General features: G+C 66.4%; 14 protein-coding genes. 1 reads left to right on the top strand and 13 read right to left on the bottom strand.

Annotation, left to right across the window (positions count from 1 at the left end; all coding sequences use genetic code 11):
- Positions 1–20: 20 nt before the first annotated feature.
- Positions 21–893 (top strand): NAD(P)H-binding protein, encoded by an 873-nt coding sequence (locus NA11_RS12405; protein WP_069162106.1) that lies wholly within the window; start codon positions 21–23, stop codon positions 891–893.
- 363 nt (positions 894–1256) lie between these two features.
- Here NA11_RS12405 and NA11_RS12410 read toward each other — a convergent pair whose 3' ends face one another.
- The 13 genes from NA11_RS12410 to NA11_RS12470 form a co-directional block, all read right to left on the bottom strand.
- Positions 1257–3509, bottom strand: coding sequence for a heavy metal translocating P-type ATPase (locus NA11_RS12410; protein ID WP_069162002.1), 2253 nt, complete (start codon positions 3507–3509; stop codon positions 1257–1259).
- 152 nt (positions 3510–3661) lie between these two features.
- Entirely contained in the window at positions 3662–4603 is a 942-nt protein-coding gene (locus tag NA11_RS12415; protein WP_069162107.1) for a DUF8832 domain-containing protein, read from the bottom strand.
- A gap of 273 nt (positions 4604–4876) precedes the next feature.
- Entirely contained in the window at positions 4877–5590 is a 714-nt protein-coding gene (locus NA11_RS12420) for a sterol desaturase family protein (RefSeq protein WP_141717549.1), read from the bottom strand.
- A gap of 17 nt (positions 5591–5607) precedes the next feature.
- Complete coding sequence (locus tag NA11_RS12425; RefSeq protein WP_069162003.1) at positions 5608–6375, bottom strand: FadR/GntR family transcriptional regulator; 768 nt, start codon at positions 6373–6375, stop codon at positions 5608–5610.
- A gap of 88 nt (positions 6376–6463) precedes the next feature.
- Positions 6464–7678, bottom strand: coding sequence for an MFS transporter (locus NA11_RS12430; protein ID WP_069162004.1), 1215 nt, complete (start codon positions 7676–7678; stop codon positions 6464–6466).
- A gap of 41 nt (positions 7679–7719) precedes the next feature.
- Entirely contained in the window at positions 7720–9405 is a 1686-nt protein-coding gene (gene murJ, locus NA11_RS12435) for a murein biosynthesis integral membrane protein MurJ (RefSeq protein ID WP_245745844.1), read from the bottom strand.
- Positions 9406–9512: 107 nt separating this feature from the next.
- Entirely contained in the window at positions 9513–10175 is a 663-nt protein-coding gene (locus NA11_RS12440) for a hypothetical protein (RefSeq protein ID WP_084654554.1), read from the bottom strand.
- Positions 10172–11848 (bottom strand): ABC transporter family substrate-binding protein, encoded by a 1677-nt coding sequence (locus NA11_RS12445; protein ID WP_069162005.1) that lies wholly within the window; start codon positions 11846–11848, stop codon positions 10172–10174. The genes NA11_RS12440 and NA11_RS12445 overlap by 4 nt, the downstream gene beginning before the upstream one ends.
- A 30-nt stretch (positions 11849–11878) precedes the next feature.
- A complete protein-coding gene (locus NA11_RS12450) occupies positions 11879–13558 on the bottom strand; it encodes an ABC transporter family substrate-binding protein (RefSeq protein ID WP_069162006.1) in 1680 nt (559 codons plus the stop codon).
- A 33-nt stretch (positions 13559–13591) separates the two neighbouring features.
- Positions 13592–15280, bottom strand: coding sequence for an ABC transporter family substrate-binding protein (locus tag NA11_RS12455; protein WP_069162007.1), 1689 nt, complete (start codon positions 15278–15280; stop codon positions 13592–13594).
- 12 nt (positions 15281–15292) lie between these two features.
- Positions 15293–17173: a dipeptide ABC transporter ATP-binding protein gene (locus tag NA11_RS12460; protein ID WP_069162008.1), complete on the bottom strand. Its 1881-nt coding sequence runs from the start codon at positions 17171–17173 to the stop codon at positions 15293–15295.
- A complete protein-coding gene (locus NA11_RS12465) occupies positions 17170–18090 on the bottom strand; it encodes an ABC transporter permease (protein ID WP_069162009.1) in 921 nt (306 codons plus the stop codon). Before NA11_RS12465 ends, NA11_RS12460 begins: the two co-directional genes overlap by 4 nt.
- Positions 18091–18154: 64 nt before the next feature.
- Positions 18155–19132, bottom strand: coding sequence for an ABC transporter permease (locus NA11_RS12470; protein WP_069162010.1), 978 nt, complete (start codon positions 19130–19132; stop codon positions 18155–18157).
- Positions 19133–19154: the final 22 nt, after the last annotated feature.

A 19154-nucleotide genomic window follows, 5' to 3' on the forward strand; every position in this document is an offset into this window, starting at 1 on the left:
CGCGCGGCAGCGTGGCGGTCATGATTCTGATCACCGGTGCCACGGGCACCATCGGCAGCGAAGTCGTCCGGCAGTTGGTGGCGCGCGGCGAGCAGGTCCGAGCCGTGACGCGCGATCCGGCGCGCGCCGAGTTGCCGCCCGAGGTCGAGGTGGTGCGCGGCGACTACACCGATCTCGCTTCGATGGCAGCCGCGCTGGCGGGCGCCGACGCGGCATTCATCGTCGGGCTCCTCGGCCCGGACTACGTCGACCTCGATCGCGCGCTGATCACCACCGCCCGTGACGCCGGTGTCCGCCGCATCGTGAAACTGTCCGCCATCGGCACCGGCTCCGCGGACCTCGGCCGTGTCGGCACCTGGCACCTGCCCGGCGAACAGGCGGCGCGGGACAGCGGTGTCGACTGGACGATCCTGCGCCCCAGCTCCTTCGCTTCGAACACCCTGAGCTGGGTCGATGCCATCCGTGCCGGCCAGCCGGTGCCCAACATGACCGGCACCGGCACGCAAGGGGTGATCGACCCGCACGATGTCGCCGCGGTCGCCGTCGAGGCGTTGCTCGCGTCCGGCCACGCAGGGCAGATCTACACGCTCACCGGTTCGGAGCTACTCACCACCGCGGATCAAGCGGCCACGTTGTCCGCCGTGCTCGGCCGCCCGGTCGGGGTGTTCGACGTGCCGGATGCTGTTGCGCGCGAACACCTGCGCGCCGCGGGCAGGTCCGACGAATTCATCGACGGTGCGCTGGCAGGCCAGGCCTTCGTCCGCACCGGCGGCAACGCCGTCCTCACCGACGACGTGCACAAGGTCCTCGGCCGCCCGCCGCGCACCTTCGCCGACTGGGCCGCTGCCCATGCCACCGCTTTCGCCGCAGCGCCGACTTCCAGCGCCGAGTAGATCGGCGGGTGCTCAGAGTGGGAACCGGGTAGGCGTTTCGCGAGAAACCACCTGCGTCAGTTCCCACTCTCGGCAGGGAGCCGGTGGCTGTGAGTCGGCTGGCAATGTGGCGGGAGGTTGCCGAGAGTCGGCCGCTGACCGTTGTGGAGTGTTGTTGGGCCGCAGTAGTTTTCGGTTGCCGATATCGCTCGACGGAAGGTCCGATTCATGCTCGCCTTGCTAACCATCTTGGGTGCGACCGGCAGTGCTGCCGCGGCGCGGGCAACGGGAAGTGCCGCGATGGCGTTGGGAAACAGCAACATCCTGCACTGAAGCCGGAACGGGGCGGCACCGAGTGGTGCCGCCCCGTCCGTTGTCCGATCCCTACTGTGCGGTGGAGCGGAAGCGGCGCAGCCGCAGGCTGTTGCTGACCACGAAGACCGACGAGAACGCCATCGCCGCACCGGCGAGCATCGGGTTCAGCAGGCCCGCCATCGCCAGCGGGATCGCGGCGACGTTGTAGGCGAAGGCCCAGAACAGGTTGCCCTTGATGGTGCCCAAGGTCCTGCGGGACAGCCGGATCGCGTCGACGGCGGCCCGCAGGTCACCGCGCACCAGGGTGAGGTCGCTTGCCTCGATGGCGACGTCGGTGCCGGTGCCCATCGCCAGGCCGAGGTCGGCCTGCGCGAGTGCCGCGGCATCGTTGACGCCGTCGCCGACCATGGCGACGACCTTGCCCTCGGCCTGCAGTCGTTTGACGGTTGCCACCTTGTCCTGCGGCAGCACCTCGGCGATCACCTCGTCGATGCCGACCTGGGCGGCGATGGCCTCGGCAGCCGCCCGGTTGTCGCCGGTCAGCATGATCGGGGTGAGCCCGAGCCTGCGCAGCTGCGAAATTGCTTCGGCAGAAGTAGGTTTCACTGCGTCGGCGACGACCAGCACGCCGCGCGCGGCACCGTCCCAACCCACCGCCACCGCGGTCTTGCCCGCGGATTCGGCGGTCTGCATCGCCCGCTCCAGATCGGCATCCAGGTGCTGCGCCCAGTCGTCGAGCAACCGGGACCGGCCGACGAGCACCGCGTGCCCGTCCACCACGCCCTGCACCCCGAGTCCCTCGATATTCGCGAAGCCTTCGACGGTGCCGAGTGCGCCGAACCGATCCTTGGCGGCCTTGGCGATCGCCTGTGCGATCGGGTGTTCGGACGAATCCTCCAGTGCCCCGGCGAGGGCGAGGATCCGGTCAGCGTCTTCCCCTTCGGCCGCAACGACATTCAGCAGTGTCATGGTGCCGGTGGTGACGGTGCCGGTCTTGTCGAGCACCACGGTGTCCACCCGCCGGGTCGACTCGAGCACCTCGGGGCCCTTGATCAGGATGCCGAGCTGCGCGCCGCGACCGGTGCCGACCATCAGCGCGGTCGGAGTGGCCAGACCGAGGGCGCACGGGCAGGCGATGATGAGCACCGCGACCGCGGCGGTGAAGGCCGCGGCGACGGAACCGCCGGTGCCGAGCCAGAATCCGAGCGTGGCGACAGACAGCGCGAGCACGATCGGCACGAAGACGCCGGAGATCTGGTCGGCCAGCCGCTGGGCCTGCGCCTTGCCGGTCTGCGCGTCTTCCACCAGCTGTGCCATCTGCGCGAGCTGGGTGTCCGAGCCGATCCTGGTGGCGCGCACCACGATCCGACCACCGACGTTCACGGTGGCGCCGACCACCGCGTCGTCGGGACCGACCTCCACCGGCACCGATTCGCCGGTCAGCATCGAGGCGTCGACCGCGGACGAGCCGTCGACGACCACGCCGTCGGTGGCGATCTTCTCGCCGGGGCGGACGACGAACCGGTCGCCAACGGCCAACTGCTCTACCGGTATCCGCTGTTCTGCGCCGTCGCGCAGCACCGAAACCTCTTTGGCCCCGAGTTCGAGCAAGGTGCGCAGCGCCGCACCGGCCCTGCGCTTGGACCGTGCCTCGAAGAAGCGTCCGGCCAGGATGAACGTGGTGACACCGGCCGCGGCCTCCAGGTAAATGCTTCCGGTGCCGTCCATCCGCGAGATGGTGAATTCGAACGGGTGCTTCATGCCCGGCATGCCCGCGGTGCCCCAGAACAGCGCGTACAGCGACCAGCCGAGCGCGGCAAGGGTTCCCATCGACACCAGTGTGTCCATGGTGGCGGTGCCGTGGCGCAGGTTCGCCAGCGCGGCCTGGTGGAACGGCAGCGCGCCCCACACGACGACCGGCGCGGCCAGCGTCAGCGACAGCCACTGCCAGTTGGTGAACTGCAGCGCGGGGATCATCGCCATCGCGATCACCGGCACGGTCAGGACGAGCGAGACCAGCAGGAGGGTCCGCAGTGCAGCTGTCGGATCCGGTTCGGCGGCAGTGCTTTCCGCCGGTTTGCCGGTCGGCGCGGGCAGGGTCGCGCGGTAGCCTGCCTGCTCGACGGTGGCGATCAGGTCGGCAGGTGAGACGTCGCCGGTGACGTCGACCCGAGCCTTCTCGGTCGCGTAGTTCACCGTCGCGGTGACGCCGTCCAGCCTGTTCAGCTTCTTCTCGATGCGATTGGCGCAGGACGCGCAGGTCATGCCGCCGATCACCAGTTCAACCTGCCCGATGCCGGGTGGCTGTGTCGCGGTGGTCATCGTGTGCTCCGTTCTGTGCGGCACGGGTGGGGATCGGGTGGATCAGCGGCTGGGACAGTGGTGTACCGGCGTAGCGAACCGGCGCTTTTCGGTCACGTGGCTCATCGGATGCTCCGTTCGAGGCGGTGCGGTGTCGGCTCGACCCGCCGGGGTCAGTGGCCGTGCCCGGTGGGTGCGAGTTCGGGGGTGGCGCCGTGTCCGGTGTGCGCCGCCTCGGGCACGGCGGGTCCCTGGCCGACGGTCAGCGTGAATTCGGCTGTGCGGACCACTCCTTCGTGCTGGAAGTCGAGGAACAAGCGGTAATCGCCCGCGCTCGGTGCGGTGACATAGAAGGTGATGCCCGGTCCTGCGGGGGTTACGCCGTCGCCGGGGTGGCCGTCGGGGTGCACGTGCAGGTAGGCGAGGTCGGCGGTGCGCAGGGCGACAAGGTGACCGTACGCCGCGAGGTAGGGCTGGAGGTCGGTGACCGGCTTGCCGTCCTTGCTCACCGAGAGGGTGACCTTCGAGGCCTGGCCTGGGGCTACGGTGCCGTCCAAGGTGACGGTGTAGCCGCCGACCGTGCTGGTGGTCGCGGCGGCGGGCAGCGGCTGCGGGTCGTAGGTGCCCGCGACCCGCAGGTCGGTGCCGAGGGTCAGGTTCTCGCCGCCGTCGGGGGTGAAGTCGGCGAACACCCGGTAGTCGCCCGCCCGGCTCAGATCCAGTGGGACGCTCCAGGTTCCGTCGCCGCCGAGGACGGGGTGCACGTGCTGGAAGGCGACCATGTCGCGGCGGACCACGATCAGGTGCAGGTCCTTGTCGTGGGCGCGCTGGTAGCGGGTGAGCGGGGCACCGGCCTGGTCGAGGATGCGGAACCGCAGCGGGACGTTCGGCGCCGCGGTGGTGCGCGCGGTGTCGAGCCGCAGGGTGTATCCGCCTTCGGTGGCCATCATTCCTCCAGGTGCGTGGTCGGGCTGGGCGGCGGGCGCTGCCTCGTTGTGTGCGTTCGAATCGGGGGTGGTCGGTTCGGGTCCGACGGTCGCGCCGACCGCGACGGCGATCCCGAAGACGGCGGCCAGGCCGAGGGCGAAGCCGGCGAACTTGGTGGATGCGTTCATCGGATGCTCGCGTGGCACATGGTGGTCTCTCCTTCGCCGGGTGGGCGATGTCGTTCTGTTGAGAATTACCATACCCCCCTAGGGTACTTAGTCAAGATGCTTCTCGAGGGCGGTCGCCGTGCGCCTGGTCACAGGGTGTGCGCGAAATCGCCACCGCAGTGACGGCCTGCATGAGCGACGGCAGATACGCGAAAGACCACCGCCCGATGTGGGCGGTGGCCTTTCTGTCGAGACGTCGTTGGCTCGATCGGGGGTGATGACTCCGGCGCGGCCTCAGCCTGCGTGCAGGTTGCGGGCGGTGGGGGAGGATTCGGTGGTCGCGGGGTCCGGGTGGGTGCCGAACATGCGGTCGGCGGTGCCGGAGGTGGTGACGGTGAACCAGTAGTGCTCGTTCTTGTAGTGATGGTGGCGGTGATTGCGCCAAACCGCGCGGTAGAGCGAGCCTTTCGGCTTGTAGTCGGTGTGGATCAGATAGTGGATCCACTCGTAGCCGAGGCCGAGCACCGTGATGGTGAGCAGGAAAGTGAGGCCGAGGCCGAGGCGTGGGAACGCGAAGGCGGCCAACGCGATCAGGACAACGACCAGCACCGACAGCGTCTTGGTCGGGATGAAGATCAAGGGGATGTTGCGCGGATCCACGTGATGCGCACGGTGTTTGCGCGCCAGCTCGCTGTCGATCGGGATCGGTCCGAGCTGCCTTGGCCGCCAATGCAATACCGTCACGTGCACGATCCACTCGAAGGCCGGGAACACCGCGAGCATGACCGCGGGGACCAGCGCGTCGGTCAATTGCCAATCACCGACGACGATCCGGCCGACCAGCGCCGCGAGCAGCGTCGTGCCGATGAGCCACGGCGAGGGGTGGCGGAGGAATTCGCGGAACGCCGCGCCGAGCGTGAGCCCGCGGCGCAGCGATCGTTCGTCCTTGCGTACCTGCTCACGAGCCTGGGTATCCACGGAATCCTGGGCGGACTTGGGTTTCGTCATGGTGATTCCTCGATCAATCAGTGTCCGCTGAGGACAGCGATCAGAGCGGTGGTCGCCGGCTCGAGCAGTGCCCGTGCGGTTTCGGCGGCCTCTTGCGGCCTGCCCGCAACGATGGCGGCGGCCAGTTCGCGGTAGGCCCCGACATTGCCCACCTCGGCGGACATGATCGGCGCCAGCGCTACGAGCGCCGGTTCATACGCGGCCCGCAGCATGTTGAACATCAGCCGGAACACGATCGAGTCGGCGGCATCGACCACGTGATCCCAGAAGTCCATCGCATGTCGCTGCTGCTGCACCGGATCGGTATCTGTCGCAAGCGCTTCCACGCTGTTCGTCAACGCGGCGCGCACCGATTCGCGGATCGCGCCATTCTCGCCTGCGGTGCTCGAGTGCGGCTGATCTGCGTCGGGCGTGGCCATGCGCGCCGCCGCGAGCTCGGCCACCTTCGGCCCGTTGTGCAGCCGTGCCTCCAGAATGCTGCGCGCCACTGCGGGATCGAGCTCCCCGCCCTGCACCAACAGCCGAGGCAACACCTCGAGTCCTGCTCCCCGCCGATAGTCCAGCACGGTCGTCGCATCCCCTTGCCGAACCGAAACCAGCCCGGCCGCGGCAAGCCGCTGCAGCGCCTCCCGCACCGCGGGCCGCGAGACCCCCAATGCCTCCGCCAACTGCCGCTCACTGGGCAACGTCGCCCCAGGCGCCAGCTCCCCACTCAACACATCCGCCGCGATCTGCTCGAAGACATCCCCCGACACCGACCGCTTGACCACAGGTTGCAACGCCATACCCCCACTCTGCGCCACCAAAGGTAAGGAGGTCAAGTGGTCAGACCAATTTCCTCGTGGGGTCTCGTGACCACGGTGTGCAGGGATGTCAGTTGGGCGGAGTACGCCAGGGGAGCAGAAGTGAGCTGGTCAGGAGGGCGACGGCCGCGCAGGCGAGCGCGAAGCGAACGCTGGTCGCGGCAGCGAGGGCACCGCCGAGGGCGATGAACACGGGTTGGCAGGTGCGCGCGCTGACCGACCAGGCGATACCGACTCGGGACATGTGACGGTCATCGGTGGCGCGCATACGGAACGTGGTGAACACCGGGTTGAAGACGCCCGCGCAGAGCAGCAGCATCGTCTCGGCTGCGACGATGACGACGAGCCCGGCGATCCCTGGCTGAGCGAGCACGACGAAGCCGAGCCAGCAGGTGCGCAGCACGCCGAAGCCGAGCAGGACGGTGCGTTCGCTGAGCCGCGCAACCAGCCGCCCGGTCAGCACGGAGCCGATGATCCCGCCGAAGGTCGGGATCCCCAGCGCCAGCCCGTATTGCCAAGGGGCAAGGTGCAGTTCGCGCAGCATGAGGATCGCCAGCAGCGGTCCGGAGAGTCGGATCGCACCACCGAAGACCATCGCGTTCCAGAACAGTGCGTGCAATGCGCGGTGCCGGAAGATGTACTCCCATCCGGCGCGGATGTCGGCCACCCAGTGGCGTTCCTCGTCCGCGACCGGTGGCGGCGGCTCGGGTGTCCGCATCGAGCGGATGCCCAGTGCGGACAGCAGATAGCTGACGGCATCGATCAACACGGTGACACCAGCCCCGAACCACCCGATGAGCAGCCCGCCGATCGGGGCGCCGACACCGCCAACGGTCCAGAACGTCGTCTCGAAACGGCTGTTCGCGGCCGTCAGCATCGACTCCGGCACCAGTGATTTGAGGTGCGCCCCGCTTGCCGCACTGAAAACCATGGTGCCGAGCACCTGCACGGTGGTCACCAAGCACAGCTGCCAATAGCTGAGCACCCCGAATGCCATTGCGAGCGGGACGGTTACGAGCGCCGCGCAGCACAACAGGTCAGCCCCGATCAGCACCGGCCGCTTGCGGCGGAACTCCACGAACGGCCCGAGCGGCAGCGCGATGGCCGCGCTGGCTACGGCCGAGAGTGCGGCGAGCAGCGCCACTTGAAAGTCGGATGCGCCGAGCACGACGATCGCGATCAACGGCAGCGCACCGGCCCCGAGCGAACTCCCGAGCTGGCTGACCGTGAACGCGCCCCACAACCGACGAAAGTCCTTGGGAAGCTGCACTTCCTCCGTCAGCACGCGAACAGGTTAGTCCCGCCGTGGCCGTACGCGGCGGCAACTCACCGTGTGAGTAACGTTCGGGCGGTGCGGATTTCGGGGATGCCGATCAGATGGGTGGCCAGCAGGAAGACGGCGGTACCCACGGCGGCACCGGCGGCTAGCGTGGCGAGTTGGTCGAGGGTTGGGGTGTGGATTTTGTGCTGTATGAGGGCGATGGCGGCCAAGCCTGCTGCTCCGGCGAGGGCCGTTGCCCAGATCACACGGTGGACGGTGACGGCGACGGCAGAGAAGCCGAGCAGGCCGTGCCTGCGGCGGAGCAGGATATGGCCGATGGTGGCGCCTGCCACATAGGCGAGTGAGCTTGCGACGCTGAGCATCACGATGACGAGCTCGTTGGGCAGCATGGTCGCCGACACCGCCAGGACCGTCACCTTCGTCAGCACCATGCCGAAGTTGATCAGCGTGGGAGTGCGCGTGTCGTTGTCTGCGTAGAACACTCGCATCTGCAGCATGACCAGGGCGAACGGTGCAAGACCGAAGGTCGAGCAGGCGACGGCGGTGCCGATCAACCTGGCAGCGTCGGCGTCGACCCGGCCGGTGAACACCAGTTCGGCGAACTCGGGTCCGAGCAGGCTCATCGCCATGGCCACCGGTATCAGCGCGGTGCAGAGGTACCGGGCGCCGCGGGAGAGATCGGTGATCACCGCGGTGTGATCGCCGAGGGCCGCGGCGCGCGAGATGCGTGGCATCAGCACGGTCAGCACCGAGGCGGCGAGAATGCCATAGGGGACCTGGAACAGCAGCTCGGCATAGGTGTAGATGGATACGCCGCCGTGGTCGAAGGCGACCCGCATGGTGATCGCGACACCGATCTGGCTGATCCCGGCGTACAAGAGCAGCCAGCCGAGGACGGGCAGTCCGGAGCGGACCGGACGCCAGGTGTAGGGCAGTGGCCGCACTCGCCAACTCCACGTGAATCCGTTGCGCCGCAACGCCGCAACCAGCCACCCGGTCTGGCCGACGATGCCTGCGGTGGTGCCGACGCCGATCGTCAGCACCTGGGCGGTGGTCATCGAGGCAGGCGTGAGGGTGACCGGACCGGGAAGCAGCACGAACACCGCGCCGGTCAGCATGACGATCACGTTGTTCACCACCGGCGCCCATGCCGCCGTCGCGAAACTGTCCCGGACGTTGAGCACCGCGCTGACGACGACACCCACCCCGTAGAAGAAGATCTGCGGCAACAGCAGATAGGCCAGCCAGGTGGCGAGCTGCCGCTGCGCGGAGTCGGCGACGAACACCCGGACGACCAGCGGAGCGCACAGCACCGTGAGCACGGTGACGGCGAGCAACGCCGTGACCGCGGCGACCAGCACGCGCTGAGTGAACTCGCGAGAATGCTTGCGGCCGTGGCGACGTGCCCTGGTCAGCACGGGGACGACAGTGCTGGCGAGCACGCTGCCGAGCAACAGTTCGTAGATCATGGTCGGCAGGTTGTTCGCGCCGTTGTAGGCGTCACCGACGGCGGCGGTGCCGAGCACTGCGGCGATCACGAGCGTCCTGACGAAACCGGTTACCCGGCTGACGACTCCGGCCAGCGCCACCTGTCGACCCGCCCGAGCCAGCCCGGCCGTATCCGAACGGCTGTTGGCACCAACACCTTTCAGCGTGACGGGCGCGGTAGCGCGCCGCGCGGGTCGTTGGATCGGCAACGGTTGCGTCGCAAAACTGCCGTAGTCGTGCACCACATCCCCCTCGACACCGGTATCTCGACCCCAACCAGGCTACGGACATGACCTCGCACCCGTTCGACGGTGCCGCCGACGCGGCACGGGCGGTAGGACTGAGCTGGTCAGCTGGGGTCGGAGCCGCGGATGGCGGTGAGCCAGAGGGCGGCTGCCGCGGCGACGGTGGTCGCGGCGAAGAAGGTGATCAGGGTGCCGCCGTCGATGTAGACCCACATGAGGGCCGCGAACGGTGCGGCGACGGTGGGTTGGGCGTCGAGCAGGAGACGGCGGCGGATGCTGGTGGCTGTGGCCGTCAAGGCGGGAGCGTCCGGGGCGGGCATGGACGGGTTGTCGATCAGCCTGCCCGGCGGTTCGGTGGCGCGGATGCGGCCCGCCGGGTACAGGCGATGACCTGCGACGGACACGGATCGGTCGGTGAGGTCGGCGCGAGACTCGGTCAGTGTGAGCAGCATCGGGTCGAAATAGACCGGCACCCACCGCGGTCGGCCGGTGCCGCTTATCTCGAGCCAGGACCGGCTGACCAGCCGATGCTGTTGCCGGATGCGGGAAATGCCAACGGAGCGCGGCGTTCCCGACGGCCAGAACGCGAGACCGCCCAGCGCGACCGCGATCCGATATCCGGAATACCCGGTGATGCCGAGCGCCACCGTCGCCACCATCGCCACCTGGTCCGAATCGCCGAACGGCGCCCAGGCGAGACATACCGCCAGGGCGCCGATCGTCACGATGATCGGATAGGCCAGGGGGCGGCCCGATCCGAAACTCACTTCAAGAAGCCGATTTTCGTGTAGTCCAGGGAGGCGAGGCCCGCCGCGCCGTAGTTGGCGAGGTTGGCACGCACCGCGACATTGCCCGCGGACTGCATCAGCGGCAGCGAGAAGCCCTCCTCGAAGACCTTGCGATCGATCTGGTTCGCCAGCTCGATGGCCTTCTCCGGGTCGAGTTCCGAGACCGCCTGCTCGATCAGGTCATTGAGCTCCGGCGAGCCGATCCGCCCGTAGTTGCCCTGCAGATCGTTCGGGTTGTATCCGTAGATCTGGAAGAGGCTGCCGAGCGGGAACGGATCGCCGATCCAGCTCCACTGTCCGGCATCGAAGTCACCCGGCTGGATCACCTCGGTGAAGAACCCCTTGCCCGGCTTGGTGTCGATGTTCAGCTTGACCCCGACCGCGGCAAGGTTCTGCTGCATGATCTGCGCCATCTGGATCCAGGTGTCGTCCTGGTACATCACATCGCGGATCTCCAGCTTCTTGCCGTCCTTCTCGCGGACGTCGCCGTTGAGCTTCCACCCGAGTTCGTCGAGTTCCTTTGCCGCGGCAGCAGGATCGAAGCCGAGGCTGTTGTCCTTGTACCCCTTCTGCCCCTGCAAGTAGACGTGGTTGTTCAGCGGCTTCGGATCCTCGACCAGTCCGTTCTGGATCGCGGTGACAATGCCCTGGCGATCGATGGCCTTCGAGATGGCAACGCGCAGTTTCGGATCCGCCAGGATGGAGCCGGGAGCTCCGTTGAAGGTGAGGTGGCTCCAGCCGTTGCCCGGCGCGCGCCGGATGGCGACACCGTTGGTGCTCTTCGCGGTTTTCAACTCGTCGCGGGTGCCGATGCCGACCGCGTCGATTTCGTTGTTCGTCAGGGCGGGAATCAGCGCCGACGAGTCGAGGACGCTGTAGGTGATCGTGTCGAGTTTCGGCTTGGCACCCCACCAATTGGGGTTGTGGCCGAGCACAATTCGGCCCTGGCCGCGATCGGTGGACTGCACGATGAACGGACCAGCGGTCGGGCCGACCGCGTCGACCAGGCTCTTGTTGAACGCCTCTGGCGTCGAGGTCACCGATTTCGGAAACAAGAAGCTGTTGCCCGCGAATTGTCCACGCCAGTCGGCGTAGTGCTTCTTGAAGGTGATGACGGCTTGCTTGTCGTCGACGCCGCGTTCGACCTTCTCGACCCGATCGAAGCCGTTGTTGAGCGCGATCAGGAATGTCTTGTCGACGCCGCTGAGCGCGTTGGCTTGGGATTGGATGTCTTCCCAGGTGATCGGGGTGCCGTCGGACCAGACGGCTTTCGGGTTGATCGTGTAGGTGACCTGCTGCGGCTCGGTGCTGGTGAGCTTGATATCGGTGAAGTAGTCCGTGTTGATCGTAAGATCTGCCGCCGCATCGGTCTTGAACGCCCGCGGCATCATCGGCCGCAAGACGCCCGCGATCTCGAAGTCGTTGCCGTCGTTGGACAACGCGTTCCAGTTCGCCGGGTATGCGGAGATCGCAAGCCGCAGATTGCCGCCGTCGCGCAGGTCGCCGACATCGTGCGGGTTGATGTCGTTGGTCGAACCGATCTCGGCACGCGCGCCTTCCGGGGCGGCCTCGTCGCCGCCACCGCAGCCCGCCGCGAACAGCGCGAGCGCGAGCAGCGGTACCGCGACATACTTCGAGCTACGTATTCTCACCGAACGTCCTTCCGTTCATGAAGCCCGGACTCACTTCAGGAAACCGATCTTCGTGTAATCCAGGGACGCGAGCCCGGCCGCACCGTAGTTCGCCAGGTTGTCGCGAACCGCGACATTGCCGTGCGATTGCATGAGCGGCAGGGAGTGTCCCTCCTCGAAGACCTTACGGTCGACCTTGTTGGCCAGCTCGATCGCCTTCTTCGGGTCGAGTTCCGAGATGGTCTGTTCGATCAGATCGTTCAGTTCCTGGGAGCCGATCCGGCCGTAGTTGCCCTGCACATCGTCCGGGTTGTACCCGTAGATCTGGTTGAGGCTGCTGAGCGGGAACGGATCGCCGAGCCACGTCCACTGCCCGACGTCGAAGTTGCCCGGCTGAATTTCCTTGGTGAAGAAGCCGGACCCGGCCTTGGTCTCGATGTTCAGCTTGACCCCGACGGCGGCCAGGTTCTGCTGAATGATCTGCGCGATCTGCACCCAGACGTCCTGGTTGTACATGACGTCGCGGATCTCCAGCTTCTTGCCGTCCTTCTCACGGACGTCGCCGTTGAGTTTCCAGCCGAGCTCATCCAGTTCTTTGGCGGCGGCGGCTGGATCGAACGGCAGGCTGTTGTCCTGGTAGCCCTGCTGGCCTTGCAGATAGACGTGATTGTTGAGCGGCTTCGGATCCTGGACGAGCCCGTTCTGCATAGCCGTTGCAATGCCCTGCCGGTCGATGGCCTTCTGAATCGCCACGCGCAGTTTGGGGTCCGCGAGAGGGGAGCCAGGAGCTCCATTGAAGGTGAGATGATTCCACTGGTTACCCGGTGCCCGGCGGATCGCGATTCCTGGCGTATTCCGCGCTGTTTTCAACTCGTCCCGGCTCGCCAGCCCGGTGGCGTCGATTTCGTTGTTCTGCAACGCGGGAATCGTCGCTTCGGCGGCGAGCACGCTGAAAGTGATGGTGTCGAGCTTCGGCTTGGCACCCCACCATTTCGGGTTGTGGCCGAGGACAACTCGACCTTGTCCGCGGTCGAGGGATTGCACAAGGAACGGCCCTGCCGTCAGCGTGATCCCGTCGACTTGGCTCTTGTTGAACGCCTCTGGCGTTGCGGTCACCGACTTCGGGTACAGGAAGCTGTTGCCCGCGAATTGTCCACGCCAGTCGGCATAGTGCTTCTTGAAGGTGATGATGGCTTGCTTGTCGTCGACGCCGCGTTCGACCTTCTCCACCCGGTCGAAGCCGATGTTGTTCGCGATGAGGAATGCCTTGTCGGCCCCGCTCAGCGCGTTCGCTTGGGATTGGATGTCTTCCCAGGTGATCGGGGTCCCGTCGGACCAGACTGCCTTGGGATTGATCGTGTAGGTGACCTGCTGCGGCTCGGTATTCGTCAGCTCGACGGCGGTGAAGTAGTCGGTGTAGACCGAGAGATTCGCCGCCGCATCGGTTTTGAACGATCGCGGCAGCATCGGCCGCGACAACGCGAGGGTGTTTCCTTCGTTGCCGTCGGTGTGCAGGTTGTTCCAGTTCTGTGGCAGCGCACTCAGCGAAAGGCGCAGGTTACCGCCGTCGCGCAATTCGCTGACATCCTTCGGATTGATGTCGTTCGTGGTGCCGAGTGCCGCCGCCGAACCTTCCGGTGCGTCCGCGTCGTCGCCGCCGCAGCCCGTCGCGACCAAGGCGACCGCCATCAGCGGAATCACCAGTCGTGTTGTCATTGAACGGATCCGCATGGATGCGCTCCTTTCCGCAGGAATGCTGCGTTCTTACTTCAGGTAGCCGATCTTCGTGTAGTCGTAGGACGCGAGCCCAGGCGACCCGAAGTTGGCGATATCGGCGCGCACGCCCCAGTTTCCTTCGGACTGGGTCAGCGGCAGGGAATGCCCTTCCTCGAAGACCTTGCGGTCCACCTCATTGGCCAGTGCGATGGCTTTCTGCGGATCGAGTTCGGACAGCATGCGATCGATGAGGGTGTTCAGTTCTTCGGACCCGATGTGGCCGAAGTTGTTCTGCCAGTCGCCGGGGTCGTACCCGTAGGTCTGCGGGATGCTGCTCAGCGGGAATGCGTCGCCGACGAAGACGAACTGGGTGGCGTCGAAATCACCGGGGATGACGACATCGGTGAAAAAGCCTGCGCCCGGCTTGGTTTCGATGACGATCTTGACGCCGATCTGCGCGAGGTTCTGCTGGATGATCTGCGCGATCTGCACCCAGGTGTCGTCCTTGTACATCACGTCGCGGATGACCAGCTTGCGGCCGTCCTTTTCGCGGGTGTCGCCGTTGAGTTTCCAGCCGAGCGCGTCGAGTTCCTTGGCGGCGGCGGCCGGATCGAACGGCAGGCTGTTGTCCTGGTAGCCGGCCTGGCCCTCCAGGAAAACGTGGCTGTTCAGCGGTTTCGGCTTCTCGACCAAGCCGTTCTGCACGGCGGTCGCGATGCCCTGCCGATCGATCGCCTTCGAGATCGCTACGCGCACTGCGGGATCGGCGAGGATGGAACCAGGTGCGCCGTTGAACGTGATGTGCCGCCAGCGATTACCCGGTGCCCGCCGGATGACGACACCCGAGGACTTCCGCACCGTCGTCGCGTCGTCGATGGTGCTGAGCGAGACCGCGTCGAGCTCGTTGTTCTGCAGGCCCTGTACCCAGGCCGTTCGATCGAGCACGGTGTAGGTGATGGTGTCCAGCTTCGGCTTGTCGCCCCACCATTTCGGGTTGCGGCCCAACACGATTCGGCCTTGCCCACGATCGGTGGACTGCACGAGGAACGGTCCGGCGGTCGGGCCCATGTTGTCGACGAGGCCCTTGTTGAAGGTCTCCGGATCCGCGGTCACCGACTTCGGGAACAGCGACATGTTGCCCGCGAACTGTCCCCGCCATTCGGCGAAGGGCTGCTTGAACGTGATGACGGCCTGCCGGTCGTCGGCCCCGCGCTCCACCTTCTCCACCCGATCGAACCCGACGGTGATGGCGATCAGGAAGCGCTTGTCGGTGCCGTCGAGCGCCTTCGCCTGCGCTCGGATGTCCTCCCAGGTGATCGGATTGCCGTCGGACCATACGGCTTTCGGGTTGATCGTGTAGGTGACCACCTGCGGGGAAGTGCTGGTCAGCTGGACATCGGTGAAATAGTCGTGATTGACGGTGAGCTCGCCCGCCGCGTTGGTGTTGAAAGCGCGCGGCATCAACGGCCGCTCGATGTCGCCGATCTCGGCGTCGTTGCCGTCGGTCGACAGGGTGTTCCAATTCGCCGGGAATGAGGTGGTGGCCAGCCGCAGATTGCCGCCGTCGCGCAGCTCGTCCGCGTTCTTCGGGTTGATGTCGCTGCTGCTGCCGAGCGAGCTGGAGACACCGGCGGTCGATCCGTTGTCACCCGAACCGCAGCCCGTCGCGATGAGGCCTACCGCGACGACGGGTATCGCCCACCGCAGTGCAGGCATGCGCCTCGATCGAATCCCCATCGCGCTCTCCTTCTATCGGCTGACGGCAGGCACCGGAACCGCGTCGATCAGTTTCCGCGTGTACTCGTGCCGAGGATCCGCGAAAATCTGTTCCGCCGGACCGGATTCGACGATCTTGCCGCGGTACATCACCGCGATGTCGTGCGCCAGATTGCGCACCACGGACAGATCGTGCGAGACGAACAGGTACGACAGCCCGCGCTCGACCTGCAAGGCGCGCAACAGATTCAGCACACCGGCCTGGATGGAGACGTCCAGCGACGACACCGGCTCGTCGAGCACGAGGATGCTCGGGTCGAGCGCGAGCGCCCTGGCGATGCTGATGCGCTGCTTCTGGCCGCCGGAGAAGTCGGCGGGGTAGCGCTCGGCATGATCGCGGCGCAGGCCGACCTGTTCGAGCAGTTCCGGCACCCGGCGGGCGATCTCGTCGCCGGGGCGGCCGTCGATGCGCAGCGGTTCGGCCAGCGCGTCGAAGATCGGCAGGCGCGGATCGAGCGAGGCGGTCGGATCCTGGAAGACGATCTGCATCTTCCGGCGGATGCCCCGTTTCTGCGTGGTGGTCAGGGTTGCGACGTCGCTGCCCATGATCTCGATCCGGCCCGATTCCGGCGCGACCAGTTCCAGGATCTGGGTCAGCGTTGTGGACTTCCCTGAACCGGATTCGCCGACCAGCGCCAGCGTGCGGCCCTCGCGCACCTCGAAGCTGATGCCGTCGACCGCGCGGATCTCGCCCTTGCGCCTGCGGATCAGGATGCCCGAGGTGATCGGGAAGGTCTTCACCAGTTCCGAAACCCGCAGCACCACCCGGTCTCCGGTGTCGGCCTCGCCCTGCGGTTCGTCCACTTCGTGCCGGTAGGCCTCGAACAGCGCGTCGGTGCCGACCTCGGCGGTGCGGATGCAGGCGGCCGCGTGCCCTGGGTTGGTCTTCTCCAACGGCGGCTCGGCGACCAGGCATTCGGCGATCGAGATCGGGCAGCGCGGCGCGAACGAGCAGCCGGGCGGCAGCGCGTGCATGGCGGGCGGTGCGCCGACGATCGGGATGAGCGGCGTGCGGGCCGGGCGGTCCATCCGCGGGATGGAGCCGAGCAGGCCGACCGTGTACGGCATTCTTGGAGCGTTGAAAAGCTCTGCGGTGGTGGCGGTTTCGACGATCTTGCCCGCGTACATCACCGCGACCCGGTCGGCGAGGGTTGCCGCGATCCCCATGTCGTGGGTGATCATGATGACGCCTGCACCGGTGATATCGCGCGCTTTGCGCAGCAGGTTCAGGATCTGCTTCTGCACCGTGACGTCCAGCGCGGTGGTCGGCTCGTCGCAGATGATCAGCGCGGGATCGTTGGCGATCGCCATGGCGATGACCACCCGCTGGCGCATGCCGCCGGAGAACTCGTGCGGGAATGCCCTGGCGCGCACCGCGGCATCCTCGATGCCGACCAGCTCGAGCAGGTCGACCGCACGCTTGGCCGCCTCAGTCTTGCTCATATCGCCGTGTGCCAGTAGGGCTTCGGCGATCTGCTCGCCGACCCGGTACACCGGGGTCAGCGCCGACAGAGGGTCCTGGAACACCATGCTGATGGAACTGCCACGCAGCCTGGACAATTCGCGATCGCCGAGGCCGAGCAGCTCGCGGCCGCGCAGGCGAATCGAACCGGCGATCCGCGCCTGCTCCGGCAGCAGCCCGATCACCGCGAGCGACGACACCGATTTGCCGGAGCCGGATTCGCCGACGATAGCGAGCACTTCGCCATCGGACACGGTGTAGTTGACGCCGCGCACCGCATCGATGCGGCCCTCCTCGCTGGGGAAGGAGACGCGCAGGTCGGTGACCTCCAGCAACGGTGCGGTGAAGTTCTTTTCGACCGTCGCCTTCTCGGTGGCGTCTGCGCCCGTCATACCTTTGCCTTCTTCTTCGAGCGGGCCCGTGCGGCGGAGGGGTCGAACGCGTCGCGCAGTCCGTCACCGACGAGGTTGGCGCACAACACGATGGTGATCAGCACGCCACCGGCGAACAGGAACAGCCACGGATAGGTCAGCGCCGATTTGGTGCCCGCCGCGATCAGCGAGCCGAGCGAGACATCCGGTGGCTGCACACCGAAACCGAGGTAGCTCAACCCGGTTTCGGACATGATCGCCGCGCCGACCGCGAGCGTGGTGTCGATGATCAAGATGGATGCGATGTTCGGCAGCACGTGGCTGAGGATCACCTTGCGGGTCGGCGCCCCCATATACCGTGCGGCCTTGATGAATTCGCGGTCGCGCAGGCTGAGGGTCAGGCCGCGCACGATGCGCGCACTGATCATCCAGCCGAAGACGCTGAGCAGCACGATCAGCAGCAGAATCGACCCGCTGCCTTTCGTCCTCGGCGCGAAGATCGCGACGATGATGAAGCTCGGCACCACCAGCATCAGATCGACCACCCACATGATCGCGCGGTCGGTCCACCCGCCGAGCAGCCCGGCCGTCGCGCCTGCGGTCGCGGCGATGATGGTGGAGAAAAACGCCACGCAGAAGCCGATGACCAGCGATTTCTGCATGCCGCGCAGCGTCTGGGCGAGCACGTCCTGCCCGATCTGCGTGGTGCCGAACGGGTGCTTGGCGCTCGGCGGCTTCAACAGCGCGGTGTAGTCGAGCTGCTGGTAGTCGTACGGAATCACCGGCGGCAGCGCGAAACTGGCGACGAACAACAGGATCAGGATGACCCCGCCGACCACGGCGGGCTTGTTGCGCAGAAAACGCCGCAACACCAACTTGCCCCGGCCCGCAGCCGCGGCCTCCGGCGCGCCCTGGATGATGATCTCGGCTTCGGTCACGACCGCACCTCGCTGGCGCTCGGCTCCGTCGCGACCGACGGTGCTGCGTTGTTGGTTCGCTGGCTCACTTCACACGCACCCTGGGATCGAGCAAAGCAAGCACGACGTCAGCGAGCAGCCCCGACACCAACACCACGAATCCGGCGAACGCGGTCACGGTGACAACGACATAGATGTCCTGGGCGTTGATCGAGTCGACGAGCCACTCACCGACGCCGTGCCAGCCGAAGATCTTCTCGGTGAACGTCGCACCGGTGATCAAACCGAGCAGGCTGTAGGAGAACAGCGTTGCCATCGGGATCAGCGCGGTGCGTAGACCGTGCTTGTACAGCGCTCTAGCTCTGGTCAGACCCTTGGCGCGGGCGGTGCGAATGAAATCGCTCTGCAGCACGTCGAGCATCGCGTTGCGTTGATAGCGGCTGTAACCGGCCATGGCCCCGAGGGCGAGACTGGTCGTCGGCAGCACCATATGCTGCAGGCGGTCGAGAAATTGCGGCCACAAGCCGTCGATCCGGTTGGCCGAGGTCTCGCCGGTGTAGAGGAATATCTGCGTCTCGGTAAGGGTGTTTATCTGCAGCGCACCGTATTTCAGCAGTGTCGCCAAGAGGAACACTGGCGTGCTGATGACCAGCAGCGCGATGATCGTGGTGAAGTAGTCGCTGAATTTGTACTGCCTGATCGCGCCCGCGGCACCGATCAGGACGCCGAGCACCGTGCCGACCACCGCACCGATGATGAGCAGCCGCAGACTGACCAGCACCCGGCGCGGCAACTCCTCGCTCACCGGCTGACCGGCCAGCGTCTTGCCGAAATCCCCTTGCGGGATTCCCTTCAGCCAGGTGATATAGCGCTGCGGGATCGGATCGTTGAGATGCAGCTCTTCAGCTTTCGCATCAATGACCGATTGGGGTGGTCGCGGGTTGCGCTGTTCCAGGCTGTCCAGCGGCTTGAACGTCAGCGACGCCAGGCTGAACGTCAGGAACGACGCCAGCAGCAACAGCACGACATAGTGAAGCGCGCGTCGTAGCAGGAAGCCGGTCATCAGTCCTCGTGGTCTTTCGGCT

This window comes from Nocardia altamirensis NBRC 108246 (assembly GCF_001612685.1).
Lineage (GTDB): Bacteria > Actinomycetota > Actinomycetes > Mycobacteriales > Mycobacteriaceae > Nocardia > Nocardia altamirensis.

Bases quoted from the DNA above. Each gene is read 5' to 3' on its own strand.
- NA11_RS12470 (WP_069162010.1), bottom strand. From the start codon at position 19,132: ATGACCGGCTTCCTGCTACGACGCGCGCTTCACTATGTCGTGCTGTTG.
- NA11_RS12420 (WP_141717549.1), bottom strand. From the start codon at position 5,590: ATGACGAAACCCAAGTCCGCCCAGGATTCCGTGGATACCCAGGCTCGT.
- NA11_RS12415 (WP_069162107.1), bottom strand. From the start codon at position 4,603: ATGAACGCATCCACCAAGTTCGCCGGCTTCGCCCTCGGCCTGGCCGCC.
- NA11_RS12450 (WP_069162006.1), bottom strand. From the start codon at position 13,558: ATGCGGATCCGTTCAATGACAACACGACTGGTGATTCCGCTGATGGCG.
- NA11_RS12425 (WP_069162003.1), bottom strand. From the start codon at position 6,375: ATGGCGTTGCAACCTGTGGTCAAGCGGTCGGTGTCGGGGGATGTCTTC.
- NA11_RS12460 (WP_069162008.1), bottom strand. From the start codon at position 17,173: ATGACGGGCGCAGACGCCACCGAGAAGGCGACGGTCGAAAAGAACTTC.
- NA11_RS12405 (WP_069162106.1), top strand. From the start codon at position 21: ATGATTCTGATCACCGGTGCCACGGGCACCATCGGCAGCGAAGTCGTC.
- NA11_RS12455 (WP_069162007.1), bottom strand. From the start codon at position 15,280: ATGGGGATTCGATCGAGGCGCATGCCTGCACTGCGGTGGGCGATACCC.
- NA11_RS12410 (WP_069162002.1), bottom strand. From the start codon at position 3,509: ATGACCACCGCGACACAGCCACCCGGCATCGGGCAGGTTGAACTGGTG.